General features: G+C 44.3%; 12 protein-coding genes and 1 other RNA gene. 8 read left to right on the top strand and 5 right to left on the bottom strand.

Annotation, left to right across the window (positions count from 1 at the left end; all coding sequences use genetic code 11):
* The first annotated feature begins 3 nt into the window (after positions 1 to 3).
* Positions 4 to 3,996: an Eco57I restriction-modification methylase domain-containing protein gene (locus HPS57_RS13050; RefSeq protein WP_172183820.1), complete on the top strand. Its 3,993-nt coding sequence runs from the start codon at positions 4 to 6 to the stop codon at positions 3,994 to 3,996.
* A gap of 86 nt (positions 3,997 to 4,082) precedes the next feature.
* Here HPS57_RS13050 and HPS57_RS14475 read toward each other — a convergent pair whose 3' ends face one another.
* On the bottom strand, positions 4,083 to 4,214 hold the full coding sequence (locus HPS57_RS14475; RefSeq protein WP_256378302.1) for a hypothetical protein: 132 nt from the start codon (positions 4,212 to 4,214) through the stop codon (positions 4,083 to 4,085).
* Positions 4,215 to 4,729: 515 nt separating this feature from the next.
* On the opposite strand from HPS57_RS14475, the gene HPS57_RS13045 reads away from it, so the two are divergent.
* Genes HPS57_RS13045 through HPS57_RS13035 form a run of 3 tightly spaced genes read left to right on the top strand, consistent with a single transcriptional unit; the run spans position 4,730 to position 7,578 of the window.
* Entirely contained in the window at positions 4,730 to 6,106 is a 1,377-nt protein-coding gene (locus HPS57_RS13045; RefSeq protein ID WP_172183816.1) for an AAA family ATPase, read from the top strand.
* Between the two features lie 7 nt (positions 6,107 to 6,113).
* On the top strand, positions 6,114 to 6,725 hold the full coding sequence (locus tag HPS57_RS13040; RefSeq protein WP_172183813.1) for a KwaA family protein: 612 nt from the start codon (positions 6,114 to 6,116) through the stop codon (positions 6,723 to 6,725).
* A 1-nt stretch (position 6,726) separates the two neighbouring features.
* Complete coding sequence (locus HPS57_RS13035) at positions 6,727 to 7,578, top strand: hypothetical protein (RefSeq protein WP_172183810.1); 852 nt, start codon at positions 6,727 to 6,729, stop codon at positions 7,576 to 7,578.
* 436 nt (positions 7,579 to 8,014) lie between these two features.
* On the opposite strand, the gene HPS57_RS13030 is transcribed toward HPS57_RS13035, so the two are convergent.
* The gene (locus HPS57_RS13030; RefSeq protein WP_172183874.1) at positions 8,015 to 9,313 is read right to left on the bottom strand and encodes an AAA family ATPase; all 1,299 of its coding nucleotides are present in this window, start codon (positions 9,311 to 9,313) and stop codon (positions 8,015 to 8,017) included.
* A gap of 838 nt (positions 9,314 to 10,151) precedes the next feature.
* Here HPS57_RS13030 and HPS57_RS13025 point away from each other — a divergent pair.
* The 4 genes from HPS57_RS13025 to HPS57_RS13010 all read left to right on the top strand — a co-directional run bounded on the left by HPS57_RS13025 (position 10,152) and on the right by HPS57_RS13010 (position 13,150).
* A complete protein-coding gene (locus HPS57_RS13025; RefSeq protein ID WP_135940606.1) occupies positions 10,152 to 11,024 on the top strand; it encodes a sigma-70 family RNA polymerase sigma factor in 873 nt (290 codons plus the stop codon).
* 5 nt (positions 11,025 to 11,029) lie between these two features.
* On the top strand, positions 11,030 to 11,416 hold the full coding sequence (locus tag HPS57_RS13020) for a DUF1573 domain-containing protein (RefSeq protein ID WP_172183808.1): 387 nt from the start codon (positions 11,030 to 11,032) through the stop codon (positions 11,414 to 11,416).
* A gap of 54 nt (positions 11,417 to 11,470) precedes the next feature.
* Positions 11,471 to 11,854, top strand: an RNA gene (gene rnpB, locus HPS57_RS13015) — RNase P RNA component class A.
* A gap of 60 nt (positions 11,855 to 11,914) precedes the next feature.
* A complete protein-coding gene (locus HPS57_RS13010) occupies positions 11,915 to 13,150 on the top strand; it encodes a YihY/virulence factor BrkB family protein (RefSeq protein ID WP_172183806.1) in 1,236 nt (411 codons plus the stop codon).
* 16 nt (positions 13,151 to 13,166) lie between these two features.
* Here HPS57_RS13010 and HPS57_RS13005 read toward each other — a convergent pair whose 3' ends face one another.
* The 3 genes from HPS57_RS13005 to HPS57_RS12995 are packed head-to-tail and all read right to left on the bottom strand — an operon-like array spanning position 13,167 to position 17,183.
* The gene (locus HPS57_RS13005) at positions 13,167 to 14,210 is read right to left on the bottom strand and encodes an aldose epimerase family protein (RefSeq protein WP_172183804.1); all 1,044 of its coding nucleotides are present in this window, start codon (positions 14,208 to 14,210) and stop codon (positions 13,167 to 13,169) included.
* 25 nt (positions 14,211 to 14,235) lie between these two features.
* Positions 14,236 to 15,303 (bottom strand): zinc ribbon domain-containing protein, encoded by a 1,068-nt coding sequence (locus HPS57_RS13000; protein WP_172183802.1) that lies wholly within the window; start codon positions 15,301 to 15,303, stop codon positions 14,236 to 14,238.
* Positions 15,304 to 15,335: 32 nt separating this feature from the next.
* Positions 15,336 to 17,183 carry a peptidase U32 family protein gene (locus tag HPS57_RS12995; RefSeq protein ID WP_172183800.1) on the bottom strand — a complete coding sequence of 616 codons (1,848 nt, stop codon included), beginning with the start codon at positions 17,181 to 17,183 and terminating at the stop codon, positions 15,336 to 15,338.
* Positions 17,184 to 17,195: the final 12 nt, after the last annotated feature.

Here is a 17,195-nt window from a genome sequence, read left to right as displayed (position 1 = left end):
CCTATGAAAACCAAGTATTTTGAAGAACTGAAACCTAAACTGATTTATGTGTTCCGCATAAATGACGCTGTGCATAGAGATTGCTTGAAGATTGGCGAAGCCACCATGGATGTTGACCCAGACGAGATGGACATCACCGCCATTGCGCCAAACAGCAAGGTGCTTAACAAGGCAGCCCGCAACCGCATTAACCAATATACCACCACTGCGGTAATAGCCTACGACTTGTTGTACACAGAAAGTGCTGCTTACCGCAAAGGCTCACGCATCATCGGATTCAATGACAAGGAGGTGCATGAGGTGCTGAAGCGCAGCGGTGTCCGGCGCAAGGAGTTCAAGAACATTGACAAAGGCGGCAGGGAATGGTTCGTCACCGACCTTGAAACGGTAAAGAAAGCCGTTGCCGCCGTAAAGGAAGGGCGTGAGTCGCTCAATCCTGGTGATGTCACCGTAGGGCGTTCTCCGATAGAGTTCCGCCCTGAACAGGCTGAGGCTATAAGCAAAACAGTGAAGCTGTTCAAGAAGTCGCAGGCAAAGTCGCGCCGTATGTTGTGGAACGCAAAGATGCGTTTCGGTAAGACATTGTCCGCTTTGCAAGTGGCTAAGGTTCTGCAATTCAGTCGCACTCTGATTCTGACCCACCGCCCTGTGGTTGATGACGGATGGTTTAAGGATTTCGACAAGATTTTCTATGACAGCCCGAATTATGCCTATGGCTCTAAGAATTATGGCTCGTCACATAAGAACCTTGAACACCGCCACACAAAAGAAGGCATCAGCTATGTCTATTTCGCATCAATGCAGGATTTGCGTGGCTCGGAAACTGTAGGCGGAAAGTTTAACAAGAATGATGAGATATTTTCCACACCGTGGGACTATATCATCATCGATGAGGCTCATGAGGGAACTCAGACAGCACTCGGAAAGGCTGTAATCAGCGAACTTACAAAGGAAACGACAAAGGTGCTGCAGCTCTCCGGCACACCGTTCAATCTTATGGACGATGTCAGTGAGGAGGAAATGTTCACATGGGACTACACCATGGAGCAGCGTGCCAAGCAGGAGTGGGACAGAAACCATTTCGGCGACCCTAACCCATACGCTGCATTGCCACGGATGAACATCTACACTTACGACCTTGGCAGGCTGATAGGCTCTGAGGATTTTGACGATAGTGAGGTGGCGTTTAATTTCCGTGAGTTCTTCCGCACAAACAATGGCGGTGAGTTCCTGCATCGTGCTGATGTGCTGCGCTTCCTTAACCTTCTTACCAAAGAAGACGCTGAAAGCATGTATCCATTTGCCAACCGGCGTTATCGCAGCATCTTCCGTCACACACTTTGGATGGTGCCGGGCGTAAAGGCGGCAAAGGCATTGTCGGCAATGCTGAGAGAACATCCTGTGTTCGGGCATTTTGACATTGTCAATGTTGCGGGCGAGGGTGACGAGGAAGAAGCTCATGAGGAGGCTCTGCGCAAGGTCAATAAGGCAATCGAATCAGCCCAATATGGCACAATCACCTTGTCATGCGGACGCCTTACGACAGGCGTGTCCGTGCCGCAATGGATGGGTGTGCTTATGCTCTCCGGCTCGTTCAACACAGCAGCCTCGGCATACATGCAGACAATATTCCGTGTGCAGACACCTTACTCTGTCAACGGCCTTGTGAAGGAGGACTGCTATGTATTTGACTTTGCGCCCGACCGCACATTGCAGGTGCTGGCTACCGTGCCGCGTGTGTCTCGTAAAGCGGGAAAGACAACCGACGCTCAGCGTCAGGCTCTTGGTGATTTCCTGAACTTCTGTCCCGTGATAGGAATGGAAGGAAGCGCAATGAAACCTTATGATGCCGGTCGGATGATGGAACAGTTGAAGAAGGCTTATGTTGAGCGTGTTGTGCGCAACGGTTTTGAGGATGGCTATCTTTATACTGACGAACTGCTGAAACTTGATGAGGTGGCTGTCAAGGAGTTCAAGGAACTTGACGGCATTATTGGCAAGACAAAAGCCATTGGCAAGACCAACGGCATCAATGTCAACGAACAGGGGCTTACCGCAGAGGAGTACGAGGAGAAGGAAAGAATAGAGAAGAAGAAAAAGAAAGACCTCACCGAGGAAGAGAAAGCCCGCTTGGAGAAACTGAAAGAGAAACAGAAACTGAAGCAGGATGCTGTCTCCATTCTCCGTGGCATATCCATCCGTATGCCATTGCTCATCTATGGTGCAAAGGTGGAGAATGAGGATGAGCAGCTGACCATTGACAACTTCACTTCTCTCGTTGACCCTCAATCGTGGGAAGAGTTCATGCCTCGCGGTGTGGATAAAGCAACGTTCAACAGGTTTAAGAAATACTACGACCCTGACATCTTTGCTGCTGCGGGCAAGCGCATACGTGCCATGGCTCGCGCTGCCGACCGACTGACAATAGAGGAGCGTATCGAACGTATCACGGATATTTTCAATACATTCCGCAATCCCGACAAAGAGACTGTGCTCACTCCATGGCGTGTGGTCAATATGCACATGAGTGACACGCTTGGTGGCTATACTTTTTATAACGAGGATTTCACGGAAACACTCAATGAGCCACGCTATGTGGAGCATCACAAAGTGACTGACGATGTGTTCGCTCCCGGTAGTCACCTGCTTGAAATAAACTCAAAGTCCGGACTTTATCCGCTGTACCTCGCCTATAACCTTTACCGCCGTGCATGCAAGGAAGAGATGTTCTCTCCCCAAACCCTTGAAGAGCATCTTCGCATTTGGGACAGAGTGGTAAGCGAAAGTATCTTCGTCATCTGCAAGACACCGATGGCAAAAGCCATTACTCGCCGCACCCTCCTTGGCTTCCGCCACGGCAAGGTGAACATGTGGGCACCGGATGACTTAATCAACAAAATCAAGAACCAACCCGAACTTTTCATCAAGAAAGTTCATGACTTAGTAGGAAAGAACGTGAAAATTAATGCGATAGTAGGAAACCCGCCGTATCAGGAAATTATCTCTCAAAAAGAATCAGCTAATGGACAGAAAGTTAGTATTAGTATATTCCAATATTTTCAAATGATAAGTGATAAACTGAGCAGATATACTTCCTTGATTTATCCTGGAGCACGATGGATTCACCGTTCTGGAAAAGGATTTGAGCAGTTTGGGTTATCTCAGATGAATGATTCTCACTTATGTTTGTTGAAGTTCTTCCCGAACTCAACAGATGTATTTAAGGATGTTGGTATAGCTGATGGTCTCTCTATTGTGATGAAAGACATGCAAAAGAAAAATAATGGCTTCAAATACATATACTCTAAAGGCGGCAAGGAAATTTCTGTTTATGCAGAAAATCCCAATGAAGAATTATTTTCCCTTAATCCCGTTGATAATGAAATATCCAATTCATTGAAATGTGCTATTGAAAAATATTCATGCTTACATGAGTCTATCTTACCACGTAGTTTGTTTTCGATAGAAAGCAACTTTGTAGAACGAAATCCTACACTTGTAAGAGAATATAACGATGGTGATAGTTTTAATCCTGAATCAGAAATCAAACTTTTCACCAATGACAAAGCTGGCAAGAGTGGAAGAGCGCGTTGGTATGTAGCGAATAAGGACGTTATTACAACCGGACTTGAACATTTGAACAGATGGAAAGTAATTGTATCAAGTGCCAACGCTGGTGGACAAAAACGTAGCAATCAAATTGCCATTGTGGATAATCACAGTGCATTTGGCCGTTCTCGTGTGGCACTAAAAACATTCGCAACAGAGCAAGAAGCCAAGAACTTCTTAAAATATGCCACAAGTGAGGTTATCCGCTTTGCATTTCTTCTCACAGACGAATCCCTAACATCATTGGCAAAGAAAGTTCCTGACTTGTTGGATTACTCCGATGCCAATGGCATAATTGATTATAGTGGTGATATGAATGCCCAACTGTACACGCTCTTCTGTATAAATGATAAACAACAACAGCACATAAAGGAAATCCTGATTTGAAGAAATATTGACAATTGACAGAATGTTGGATAGAAAAAATAAAGCCTAGACGATGTGAATCGTCTAGGCACATCCTAAATAACAAATTACTTCCTGTGTTTTATTGGGCCAACTTTGACCTTTTCTACTACAGTTGTGCTTGGGTGCTTTTGGGTATATTCGATAGATACAAATTGCCCAGTTATAGCACTTCTGCCTTTTTCTACAGTTCTTGCCATATTTTTGAGTTTGGAGATTAGTACTATGCGGTGACTTACCGTTTCCGCTACGGTACACTTAGGCGTTGTATACCATTCGTCTCATCCGGTGCTTACCTTGTATGTGATTCTGGACAACAGAAGAAACATCCGTCAACATTGCTATAGAGCTTCTTTGCCTCTCTTACCGCCTCTCTGCCATTTGCAAAGAAACCCAACAAAATCCTATTTTCTGCTGATGGCAAATACTTACAACTTGATGCATGGACTTCATGTTCACCCGTAGGTTGGGCAATTTTGTTCACATAGTAAATATTACTCATAATAAAGATTGTCAACTCTCTGGTCCATTAGCCAGGGTCTTAATTTCGAATTGACGATGCAAAGATACAAACTTTTTCTGAGATTTAATGGCTAAAATGTGAAAAAATCACATTTTGTGTATGATATTTTTGTACAAATGCCTAAAAATGGTTGCGCAAATGAGAAAATATCACTATCTTTGCACTGTTTAATAATTTACATAGTCAATACTTATGCTACAACAGTTCACAATAGAAAATTTTCTATCTTTTAAAGACAAAGAAATTTTACTCCTTCGGCCAAATAAAGGTTCTTTGAAAAAAGACCATAGAACGGAACCAACTAAAGGGCAGTGGGTGTTGAAATCTGCAGCAGTGTTTGGGGCAAATGCTGGCGGAAAGAGTAATTTTGTCAAGGCGATAGAGTTAGGTAAAAAACTTATTTTAAGGGGTACTCGTACAGATGATTTGATTGAATTCTACCCCTTTCGTTTGAGTTCGGAAAATAATAAAAAAGATACAACCATTATTTATCATATACTTTGTGGAAACAAAAAATATGAATATGGTTTTAGCTACAATGCAGAACAAATAAGTTTAGAATGGCTTAAACAAATAAACAAAAATAATGAATGTGTTATTTTTCAACGAAATACAGGAAAATCCGATTTCGACATTTCGTATCTTCTTAAGCTCAATCCAAAAGAAGAAGAGTCACAATTCTTGTCCTTTCTTGCAAAAGCGACACCGCCAAGACAGTTGTTTCTTCATGAGGTCATGAGCCGTAATATTCATGAGAACGTATCAAATATTAAAGATTTGGATTCTGTTATAGACTGGTTCGTAAATTCTCTTAAGATTATATTCCCTGATACCCCATATAAGCAAGGTGTATTACTTAAAGCTGCTGATGATAATGAATTAAAACGTGGTTTTGGGGCACTTTTAAGATATTTCAATACTGGCGTTGATGGTGTGAAATTAATAGAAGTGCAATTTGATAAACTAGGTATTCCGCAAAAATTACAACGTGCAATAAAAGCAGATTTGTCAAAATCCAATACAGATGAAGCATTTGGTGCATTAAGATTTGACGATAATTTGTATTTAATAAACTTGATTGATGGTGAAATTAAAGCTAAGAAACTGATGACAGTACATAAAAAGATGGATGAAGCTGGTATTGAACTTTTTTCGCTTGGCGATGAGAGTGATGGTACAAAACGTTTATTTGATTATATTCCACTTATATTGGACTTGATTCAAGGGGGGAAAGTCTTTGTTGTTGATGAAATGGAACGTAGCTTGCATCCATCACTTATTAAGCAAATAATTTTATTGTTTTATAAGTATTCAAAAGATGTCTCTAGCCAACTGATTTTCACCACTCACGAAAGTTCATTAATGGATCAAAAGATATTCAGGAGAGATGAAATATGGTTTATGAAAAAAGACAATAACGGTATCAGTTCATTTGGAAGAATGGATAATTTATATAATGTGCGTTTTGATAAAACGCTTCAAAACAGCTACCTCAATGGCGAGTACGGCGCAACTCCCATATTTGAGGCAGAAGAGGAGGTAAACAAATTATTTTCATCTTTAAAATAATGTTCTGATGGTAAGTTTTATTTCTAAATTTTTGTTCACCGCCACGGTAACAGCACCAACATTCTTGTCGCTAGGATTAATAGGTGTCATTAAGGACAGCACAAATTATTTTCATTTTTGGGATGAGGTGCTAGGAAATTTGGATAAAAAGCTAGAAAATATGATATTCCCTACTAGTTTTGAATGGTGGGGCATTAATATCAGTTTTGGATTTACGTTAATATGTCTTATCGGTATCAAAATTTTTCTTTGTAAAAAATCTAGCAAATACAAGGAAGGAAAAACTATTCAAGTGAAATCTTATTCAAATTTATCCCTGAACAATGCGGAGCAGGTAATTTCATCTATAATCCCTTGGTTGACAATATTTGCCGACAAACTTGATTTTATGGTATTATTTGTTTGCATAATACTTCAATGCTGCTTTATTGCGATTGCAAGTTATAATAACAACAACTATAATTTACTTTGTTCAATATGGGGATATCGCTATTATGAAGTACATACAGAAGAAAACACCTATATTCTAATTTCTGGGAAATGTATCCGAAATAAGAATGAGATTAAAAAGTTTGTTGAAGTGACAGATTATATGGGTTTAATCATTAATGAAAAATAATATGAGCCAATTTTATGCATTGATGTCTGATAATACAGTAAAACATATCTCTCTAAAAGAAGAGATAGTAACGGAGATTAAAAACCTATTTGTAAATGGTGGGACTGTATTCAAACCGGAAGGTATAGAAGAAGATATTTTCGATGGAAATATCGTTAGTCGGAATGGGGAAAATATAACGTACGTGCATTATGACTTACCTGAAGATTTTGCTCGTATACCATATAATCAGGCTGATATGTCCGAATACAATATAAATGTAGATATGCCTAAAAGTATCTTTTATTACGATAACGGAAAGTTCTATTTTCAGATCTTTAATAAGAAAAATATATTACAACGCAAAATGGTCTTGCAGTTTGAATATGGAAATGTATTTGCAAAAATGAATAATTCTGCTTTTATTGTTGAAGATAAGATTCATGCGTTATACGAAGAGGGAAAACTGTATTTCCAAAGTTATACAGTCGCAAATCAAATATTTTCACTAATAAATTTTGTTACCGAAGCAACAAATGCTGAAATTGAATCTTTTGGAGAAATAGATGGAATTAGTGTAAATACTGAAAGTATAAAGCATATTGCAAACATAAAGACGCGTCGGCTTATAAAGTTGTTATCGAATACGGATAATATTTCAACTTTTATGAGAAAAGCATCTCGAACGAAAACAAGCCTATTAACCAAATGCGGAGTTAATGCACAAATAAATGAAAATAAAGAATTGGTTTTACCAACAAATAATGTTGCGGATTTGAACCGTGTTTTAGAGTTTCTTAATGAGGATATATTTAGGGGTGTAATTACCGACAGTCTTTATCGTTCAAATTCAAAGAAAAAAGATAATCACTAATTATGAGCGAAGGATACAAAATAATATTATATCATGACGATAACTATAACTCGTGTGGCTGTACGTTTTGCAGATGAGGATTTGTGACAGATACAAAATCAGTTGAAGGAAATATATTGTACCACATAACAGAATATCAGCCAAGATGTGGACAACATTGTATTCCTTGGCGTGTGCAAATTTTGCACATACCAAGGATTCTTCAAGTTCGCCCTCCTTGAATATGTTGGATATATGACGTCCTATTACAGTCCTATCTTTTTGAAACAGTTCTGCCATCTGGGCCTGTGAAGGCCATACAGTCTCATCTTGAAATTTGACGTCTATGCATGTTTCGCCATCATTGGTCTGATAAATGACGATGCTATTTGAAAGTCCTTGGTTATTTTCCATATGCACATTAAGTGCTTTGTTTGTTACCGTCCGCCCCATATCATTAGTCGTTTAAGTTGATATACTGACTACCAAGGAACGGCAGCTTCACTAACTTGCCTTGCTTGTAAGCGTTGTATGGAGATAGGTTCTTATGCAGTCCCAAGTTGGAAAGTCGTACTACTTGGGTTTCGCCAAGCTCGTCCTTGTCAGTGAACCATATCGTGTCACGACGGACAAAATCCTCATTAAGAAGATTTATGTCGTGGGTTGTCAGCAACATTTGGGATGTTCCTTCACTGTTTGCCAGGAACACTTTCAGGAAATAAGCCAGCAGCTCATAATGTATACTTGTCTCTACCTCATCAATAGGTACAAAACGGTTGGACTTTAACAGGAAATTCAGAATCACAGCTAATCCCATAAACCGAATAGTGCCGTTGGATTCGTATTCTTCTGACAACTCATATAGATTATCGCCAGCCTTGTGCTTGAATGCCAATTCGGTGTTTGTGATTATGCCTTTTTTAAGCATTTCGGCTTTTGCCTCTTCGCCAATAGGGGCACTCTGAATCAGTTGTTCCAACTCCGGGGTAATCAGTTCTTCCTCCTTTTGTAAGGCAACATCTTCTATGTTGAAATCGGAGGCTTTCAGAAAGTCTAAGACAAATTTCTTCAAATCTCCTGTTTCGTCTTTGTCCAATTGAGCCTTTACATATCCGGACAGCAACATGCCGGGAGCTAACACATCCTTTATTTGCTTGGCAAAATAGTCGTACACATCATTCAGTCTTGTCCGCTCCACATTGCTTTTTCCAAAGGCGGCAAGCACGCTGCAGTTGTTGATGGTGTTGCCTGAAATCACATCCTGACTCCTCTTTGTCATTTTCAGGTTTGCTCCAAATTCTATGATTGAGGAGTCTGTCGCAGCGTCATAACTGCGGTTGTACAGTTTGGTGGGACGCTTGGAGTCATAGACAATCAGGGTTTCGGAATAAATGCATTTTGCGTCCAATTCAAAACTAAGAATATACTTTGACTGATCGATATAGAACACCATAGACATTTTCGTCTTTTCATTTCTTGATGTGTCGTCCAGCATGAAAGGGACAACCCTCGTTGTCTCGTTTCGGTCTTTGGGCATCCGTAGCACAAGCATCCTGAAAAACTCAACAGCATCCAATATGTTTGTTTTTCCAGAGGCATTAGCGCCATAAATGATTCCCACTTTCAGCAATCTTACACCATCTTTTACTTCATACGAATATTCATTAAACATAAAAGTGTCCGTTGAAGGCTCAAAACTGATTTTCTGAGCCGACTTGATGGAGAAGAAATTCTCTATATAGAACTCTGCTATCATAATCTCTGCTATTGTCTTATTGATATTGCAAAGATATGAATAAAATTCCATATTGCAAGGTTATGATTGTGGATATTGTAATAAAATTACGAAATATTAATATAAAATGTTATTGTTGGCGCCTGCTCAGCGTGGACACGCCAAGTTTCTCGCATTTAGAATAAGGCGAGTGTCGCTTGATATGGTGAGTGCGCTTGCTTCTTTGTCGTTCCAATAATGAAATGCTAATCCATAAAGGAATATGCACCAAAATCCGGCCTGAAGCACATGGCGTTTTTTTTAGCTTGCTTTCCAAGTCCCTGGCTTTGTCGTTTGGGGCATCAGGCATTTCGAGTGCAGGCTATATGCACTCTATATAATCTGCGTGAATCTGCGGTATCTGCGTGCCCTTTTATTCGTATGAGACTTTTTCACGCTGATTTCGCAGATTCGCGCAGATTGAAACATTGGGTTCTGGTTTACAAAAAAAAGCCGACGCTTGGAGGTGCTTTGTTTGCGTAGGTACGAGCAGCATCGTTACCGTCGTTGCTATTTATGGCATGATGTTTGTTGTATGCCTTATATGGCAGAATGAGTCGATGGTTGCTTGCGTGAGCCATTCAGGCTTGGGGTGAAGGTACTAAAAAACATGTGACGGTGGGGAAGAAATGCCAATGAGACTTTATCCTGCCGTACTCAGAAGAGTGGGTGATGATAGATAAGAAATAGCTGTTGTTTAGTTAATAATTCTAAATATGGAGCAATAAAAGGTGGAAATGTGAGTTATTTTGTATAATTTTGCAAGGTTTTAGTGCGAATATGTCCGCATACGCGTGTTTAATAATGTAAAAATTACAGGATGAGACAATTAAAGATTCAGAAAAGTATTACCAATCGTTCCAGTGAGGCACTTGACAAGTATCTTGTGGAAATTGGCAGAGCCCCACTTATCTCTATCGACGAGGAAATTGAACTGGCACAGAAAATCAGGAAGGGCGGTCCGGCAGGTGAGCGCGCAAAGGAGAAGCTGGTGACAGCGAACCTCCGCTTCGTGGTTTCTGTTGCAAAACAGTACCAGCATCAGGGACTTACTCTTACAGACCTTATCGATGAAGGCAACATAGGTCTGATAAAGGCAGCGCAGAAGTTTGACGAGACACGTGGATTCAAGTTCATCTCTTATGCAGTGTGGTGGATTCGCCAGTCTATCCTGCAGGCTATCGCAGAGCAGAGCCGTATCGTCCGTCTGCCATTGAATCAGGTGGGTTCGCTGAACAAGATAAACCACGAAATCAACAAGTTCGAGCAGGAGAACCAGCGTCATCCGTCTGTCTCCGAGCTTGCAGCTGCAACGAACATCGATGAGGAGAAGATTGGTCAGAGCCTTATGGCTGACGGTCATCATGTCAGCATCGACGCTCCTTTCCAGGACGGTGAGGACAACTGTATGCTTGATGTCATGGCGTCAGGCGATGATTCTCGTACCGACCGCAATGTCGACCATGAGTCCATGGCAATGGAGCTTAACAATGTGCTTTCAAAGGTTTTGAAGGACCGCGAGATAACTATCATCCGCGAGTGCTATGGTATCGGCTGCCATGAGAAGGGACTTGAGGAGATCGGTGACCAGCTTGGTCTCACTCGTGAGCGTGTCCGCCAGATTCGTGAGAAGTCTATTGCCAAGCTCCGTGAGAGTGGTAATGCAAAGATATTGATGAAATATTTAGGATAAAAGTTATGAAAAAGATTCTTTTTACAATGCTGATGATGCTTGCGTTCGTTGCGACAGCGTCAGCGCAGGCAAAGATAAAGTTTGACAAGACTGTGCACAACTTCGGCCAGTTCTCGGAGACTGACAGCAAGCAGAGCTGCGTTTTTATCTTTACGAATGTCGGTGACAAGCCATTGGTGGTCAACCAAGCGGTGGCAAGTTGCGGCTGTACGGCTCCGACTTACACAAAAACTCCGGTCATGCCGGGTGAGAAAGGCGAGCTGAAGGTTGCGTACAATGGCGCCGGAAGATTTCCCGGCCATTTCAAGAAGACAGTCACCGTCCGTACCAATGGTGTGCCGGAAGTTGTGCGCCTGTACATCGAAGGTGATATGACAGAGGCTAAAAAGTAAGCCGTCCGACGGGAAACATGACACAGAAGGTTTCCCGAAGAGATACAGACAAGAACAGAGTTCCGGCTTGTCGCTGGCGGCAACAGCCGCGAGAGGAAAGTCCGGGCAGCGCAGAGCGTCCCACTTGCGAAAGTACAAGCAGTCAGTGATGGCTGAGTAACGCAGAAGAAAACAACCGCCGGCTTGCCGGTAAGGGTGAGAAGGTGAGGTAAGAGCTCACCGGCACGATGGTGACACCGTGGCCGTGCGTCTTGGGAGCTGCAAGTTTATGTAAACTGCCGTCTGAGGGTTGCTCGTCCGAGGCAGAGGGTAAAACGCTATACCGCAATGGAAGACGTGTCGGGTGACCGGCATGATAGATAAATGACAAGCACTTGCCGGCGTGACTTCGGTTGCTGCCGGCAGGTACAGAACCCGGCTTACAGGAACTCTGTTCTTTTTTTTCTTTGTGTGCTTTATGTGCCTTGCATGCACATATCCATACCTTAAACTACACCTATGATAAACAAGGAAAGCATACTGCGAATATCCAAAGCCCTTTGGGAAGACTTTACCACCAAGCGTGTCATGAATTCCGCATCACTGCTGACATACTCCACATTGCTTGCCGTGGTGCCTGTTGTCGCTGTGATTTTTGCCGTTGCAAGAGGTTTCGGCTACAATAAGTATATTGAGTCGTGGTTCATCTCCACACTGGACAGCCAGCCACAAGTGGCGGAAGTGATAGTCGGCTTTGTCAATTCTTATCTTGTGAACACGAAGAGCGGTGTCGTTTTCGGTATCGGTCTGGTGTTCATGCTCTATACTCTCATCATGCTGACGATGAATATAGAGATTGTTTTCAACGACATTTGGGGCGTGAAGTCGCAGCGCTCTTTGGCGCGCACGGTCACAGACTATCTTGCGATGTTCTTCATCCTGCCGATAATGATAATAGTCATGTCGGGCGTGACGCTGTGGATAGGCTCTCTCTCCGAGATAGTCGATAAGATGTTTGTCATAGGAAGCCTTATGAAATTCGGCATGGACCTCCTGCCGCTTTTGCTGCTTTCCTGCATCATTTCCATTCTCTACATCTTTATGCCGAACACCCATGTGCGTTGGCGTTGTGCTATCCTGCCGGCGTTCATTGCGGCTTTGGCTATGGAACTGTTGCAGTATTTCTATGTCCACTCCCAGTTGTGGGTGACAAGCTATAACGCCATTTACGGCTCTTTTGCCGCCCTTCCGCTGTTCATGCTGTGGCTGCAGCTCACATGGACGATAATACTTGTCGGTGCGGAGTTGGCATACACAAACCAGAATCTTGAGGATTTCCGCACGCGTAATGACCGTGGTGAGTTGTCTCATAAGCACCACACAATGCTTTCCATTATGGTTATGGCAATCATCTGCCGCCGGTTCAAGGAAGGCAGGCGTCCGTATACCTTGCCGGAGATAAAGCAAGAGGTCAAGGTGCCTATGCGTGTGCTTGCCGAACTCACTTATGATTTGCAGCAGGCACGTGTGCTTCAGCAGATTGGGGATGGCAACGATGGCACTGATGTGGCATTTCTCCCTGCCGAATCAGTGGAGAATCTTACTGTCGGTCTGCTTATTTCGCGCCTTGAGAGCATGCATCCATACACTCTGGAAGCTATGCCTGATTTCTCTTCCCATGAATGGCGACACGTGCTTTCCGCACATCGTGACTATCTGCATGCGCAGGATTATGTGAAACTGTATGAACTTTAGCAGCCTTGGGCAGAGGTCATTTCCCGAACTTGTATATTGTTGTGCTACGGAAAGTCTCTCCGGGACGCAGCATTGTTGACGGCCATTGCGGCTTGTTTGGTGAGTCCGGGAAATGCATTGTCTCAAAGCTGATTGCGTTGCGACGCACATAAGGCTTGCCCTCTTTTCCTATGATGTTCCCTCGATGACCGTTGGCTGTGTAGATTTGCATGGCAGGCTCTGTCGTGTAAACCTCCATGTACATCCCTGTTTTCTTGTCATGGAGCTTTGCGACAGGCTTTGAAAGGTCGCCATTGTTGCGCAGTTGGTAGCAATGGTCGTATCCTCCTGTCACTTTGAGCTGCATGTCCTCTGTGTCTATACGTTTGCCTATGACGGTAGGTGTGCGGAAGTCAAACGGTGTTCCACTGACGCTTCCCATGCATCCCGTGACCCTTTTGTCTGCATTGTACAGTGCTATGCTGTCCGAATCTATCCATAAAGATTCGTCAAGAATGTCTTTCCCGAGGTCACCGGTGAGGTTAAAGAAGCTGTGGTTTGACGGATTGAGCACTGTCGGTGCTGTTGTTGTCGCCTGATAGTCAATCTTCAATGCGTCTCGGAGCAGGGTGTAGGTTACATCCAGTGTCAGTTCGCCCGGAAAACCGTTTTCACCGTCAGGAGAAATGTATCTCAATGTTATGGATTTCCAGTCCTTTTTTACTATATTCCACTGCCTTTGGGAGAAACTTGGCGTGCCTCCGTGCGAACAGTCGCCGTTTGTGCCGGTCTGCAATTTGTACTCTTTGCCGTCGATTTCAAGGTGTCCTCCGAGAATACGACCTATGTATCGTCCTACCACAGCACCGAAATTCTGCTTGATAGTCTTATAGTTGGCGAGTGTGTCAAACCCGAGTACAACGTCCGTTCCACAGAATTTCAGCGATTGTATGCGTGCTCCGTAGTCGATGACAGTCATCTCCATATCACCGTTACGCAGTGTGACGGACTTTATTCCTTTAGCATTCGCAATGGCAGTGATAGTCAGGAGCAGTGAAAGAGTAAACAATAGTCTTTTCATAGTAGGTTGTTTTTATAGCGGTGGTTTATATGTTAATTGCTCCACAGTGAGGACATTTGCCTTTACGGTGTATGGCTTTGCCACACTTCCCACAATAGTAGACGAGGCGCCTGTGGCCGTTGAATGTCCTTATAGCAAAGAAAAAGTAGGCAGCAAGTATGGGATACCCTATATAATATAATGTGGAAAGAGTGAATACGATGTAGTCAACCATGCAGACCGCTGCAAGTCCGCAGAGATAGAGCACCGCTTCCTCAAACGGGAGATGACGGCGCACATCATCGACTGTTGCGACACCGATTATCGGGAGCATCCATACCAATGCAAGGAACATGCCGAGGAGCGGCGGAACGGCAAAAGGATTGAGGGTGGGGTGATAATAAAAGTGCCGCCACATCTCCGGTTCAAACATTTGGATGGATGCATACATCGCCGCCGCCGAGGAAACAATAAGCACCAAGGCGGTAGGGTAGAACGACGGGATGTCATTGAAATGCACGATCTTTGCTCGCTTTCTGTTGACCACGCGGAGTGTGTAGACAACAGCCATTGTGCCGACAATGATAAGCATCCATAGAAGGTGAGTGTCAGAAAAGACGCTTATGAATTGTGAAATAGGGTCATCCGGTACAACCGCCGGCAGCAGTTTCGTTTCGCGAATCCACCCGAATGTCTGTTGGTCGCGTGCCAGCTGCACCCATACAGAGTCAACAGTGTCCTGTGGAAGAATACGGATGTTTGCCACGACAAGCCTTTCACCATGATAGACTATTATCGAGTCGGAAGGCTGTTGTACGACTGTCCATTCCGTAAAAGCAGACTCCTCACGTGACACAATCTCTTCCGGCTGTTGCGTGAAGAGCACGAGAGAGTCCTCGCTGACAATGAAATTATAGTTGTTTGTGTAGTGGTGCTGGCTTGTAAATGTCAGAGAATCCTGTCGTCGCGCCCATGCGGCAGAGTCTGTTTCAATGACAGTCGCGTCAGAGGCAAAAGCATCATGCACCTTGCTCTTGTCGTTGTAACAAGAGGAAAGTATGGAAATCAGTGCGCAAAGCACAAGAGTCAATATGGTTTCTGTTGCTTTTCTCATTGATGTTGCTGCCGGACAGGCTTTCCGGGTGTTTATTTCACAAGCACATTCATTTGGCAATTCTTGCAGTCAAACTCCAGTGTGAAGCTCCTGCCGTCGTCAAGACGGAGCGACAGAGGCTCTTTCCATTTGGGCGTTTTCCCGCCGTTCTTCACGCAATAGCCCAATGTGAAGCGTATGCAATGGCGGCATTGCATGAGTATTCCGCCTTCGTTGCCAAGTTCAAAGGCTTTACCGTGTATCTCCGTTCCCAGCCCGGCATAGAATTGCCGGGCTTTTTCGTTTGCCACATTATGCAGATATTCGAATCTTCTGTGATAAGAATCGGAAGGTGCAGGACTTTCCTCATTCCTTTCGGATGTCCTCTTTATGTGTTCAGGGATGACGATGTTTTTGACAGCCTCCCTCCTCAAACCGGCAAGAAGGCTTGAAGGGATGAAAATGTTCTCCAGTTCCGGTGCGACGGAAACATTCTCGCAACGGTATATGGTGTTGCCAAGTTTTTTCAGTTGGCGGTTGATGTTCTCCAGCTGCGGCTTTTGTGCCTGCTGCAGTTCGTCAAGAGTCACCGACGCAAAGCCATGTACAGGTGCGTCCGTGCCCTTTATGTCAAGGCACAGAGTGTTGCCGTCAAGTGACAGCTTCATGTCCGTTGCGATAGTCCGCTCTGCCGTTTTTCCTGCCAAAAGCTTGTCAAAAGCCTGATCCTGACTTCTGTATAGCGGTGTGCCCGGCTTCAGGTCATGCGGCATGGACTGAGGGAAAAGCCTGTTGCCCTCGGCACGGTTGACACGGAACCCCTTCATAACGCCCTCGCTGTCAAGGTAGCACAGCCCATCGCCATTGGCAAAAGAGCTCAGACTTGCCACATTGAACGACGGCTGTCTGCCATTCCTTATTTCCTTGACCTTGCCGACATACTCACCGATAGCCTTCGGTGTGCGCAACGATGCTATGTCCGCGTGCCTGCCGTTGAGGAAATAATCAGTGTACCCTCGGCAGAATGTCTTGTCCAAGTTAGGAGCGAAAGCCAACTCCGTCCTGCCCCATGAAGCGCGCCAGAGCGTCCCCTTACTCTTTTTTATGATACTGTCAAGCCGTTGGCTGTATGCCGCCACTACATTCTTCACATACGAAATGTCCTTCAGTCTGCCCTCTATCTTCAGTGAGCATGCACCGGCTTCGATGATTTTCTCCAAATTATCAATCTGGCACTGGTCTTTCAACGAAAGATAGTAAGCAGGCGGAGCCACCTCATTGCCGTCAGCATCCATGACAGAGTATCTCATGCGGCACATCTGTGCGCATTCGCCACGGTTGGCAGAGCGGTTGAAACAGTATTGCGAAGCATAGCATTGACCTGAAAAACTGACACATAGCGCACCATGGGCGAACACCTCCAGCTCAACATCCGGCACTTGCCGATGAATCCCTTCGATTTCCTTCGCCGTCAGTTCCCTTGCCAAAACGACACGTGAGAACCCTAATTTCCTGAGCCATTCCACCTTTTCAGCCGTGCGGTTGTCGGTCTGTGTCGATGCGTGCCACTCCATTCTTATCCCCCTCCGCCTTGCTTCGGCAAGCAGTCCCATATCCTGCACAAGCACGGCATCCACGCCGGCTTCCGCCAGCTCTGCCACAAGAGTGACGGCACTGTCAAGCTCATGGTCATAGACTATGGTGTTTACGGTGGCATACACTTTCACTCCGAACTTATGGGCATAAAGGCACAAGGTGCGAATGTCATCAACAGAGTTCCCTGCCGCATGCCTTGCGCCGAAGTTCCGTGCCCCGATATACACCGCATCGGCACCGTGGTCTATCGCCGCGATGCCGCATTCAAGGTTCTTTGCAGGTGCAAGAAGTTCTATTTCACGCATTTCTTGTCGTTT

The sequence above is a fragment of the Palleniella intestinalis genome, from assembly GCF_013166595.1.
GTDB classification, from domain to species: Bacteria; Bacteroidota; Bacteroidia; order Bacteroidales; family Bacteroidaceae; genus Prevotella; species Prevotella intestinalis.
The sequence above is the reverse complement of the archived record's forward strand: the minus strand, read 5'-3'. Positions and strand labels throughout refer to the sequence as shown.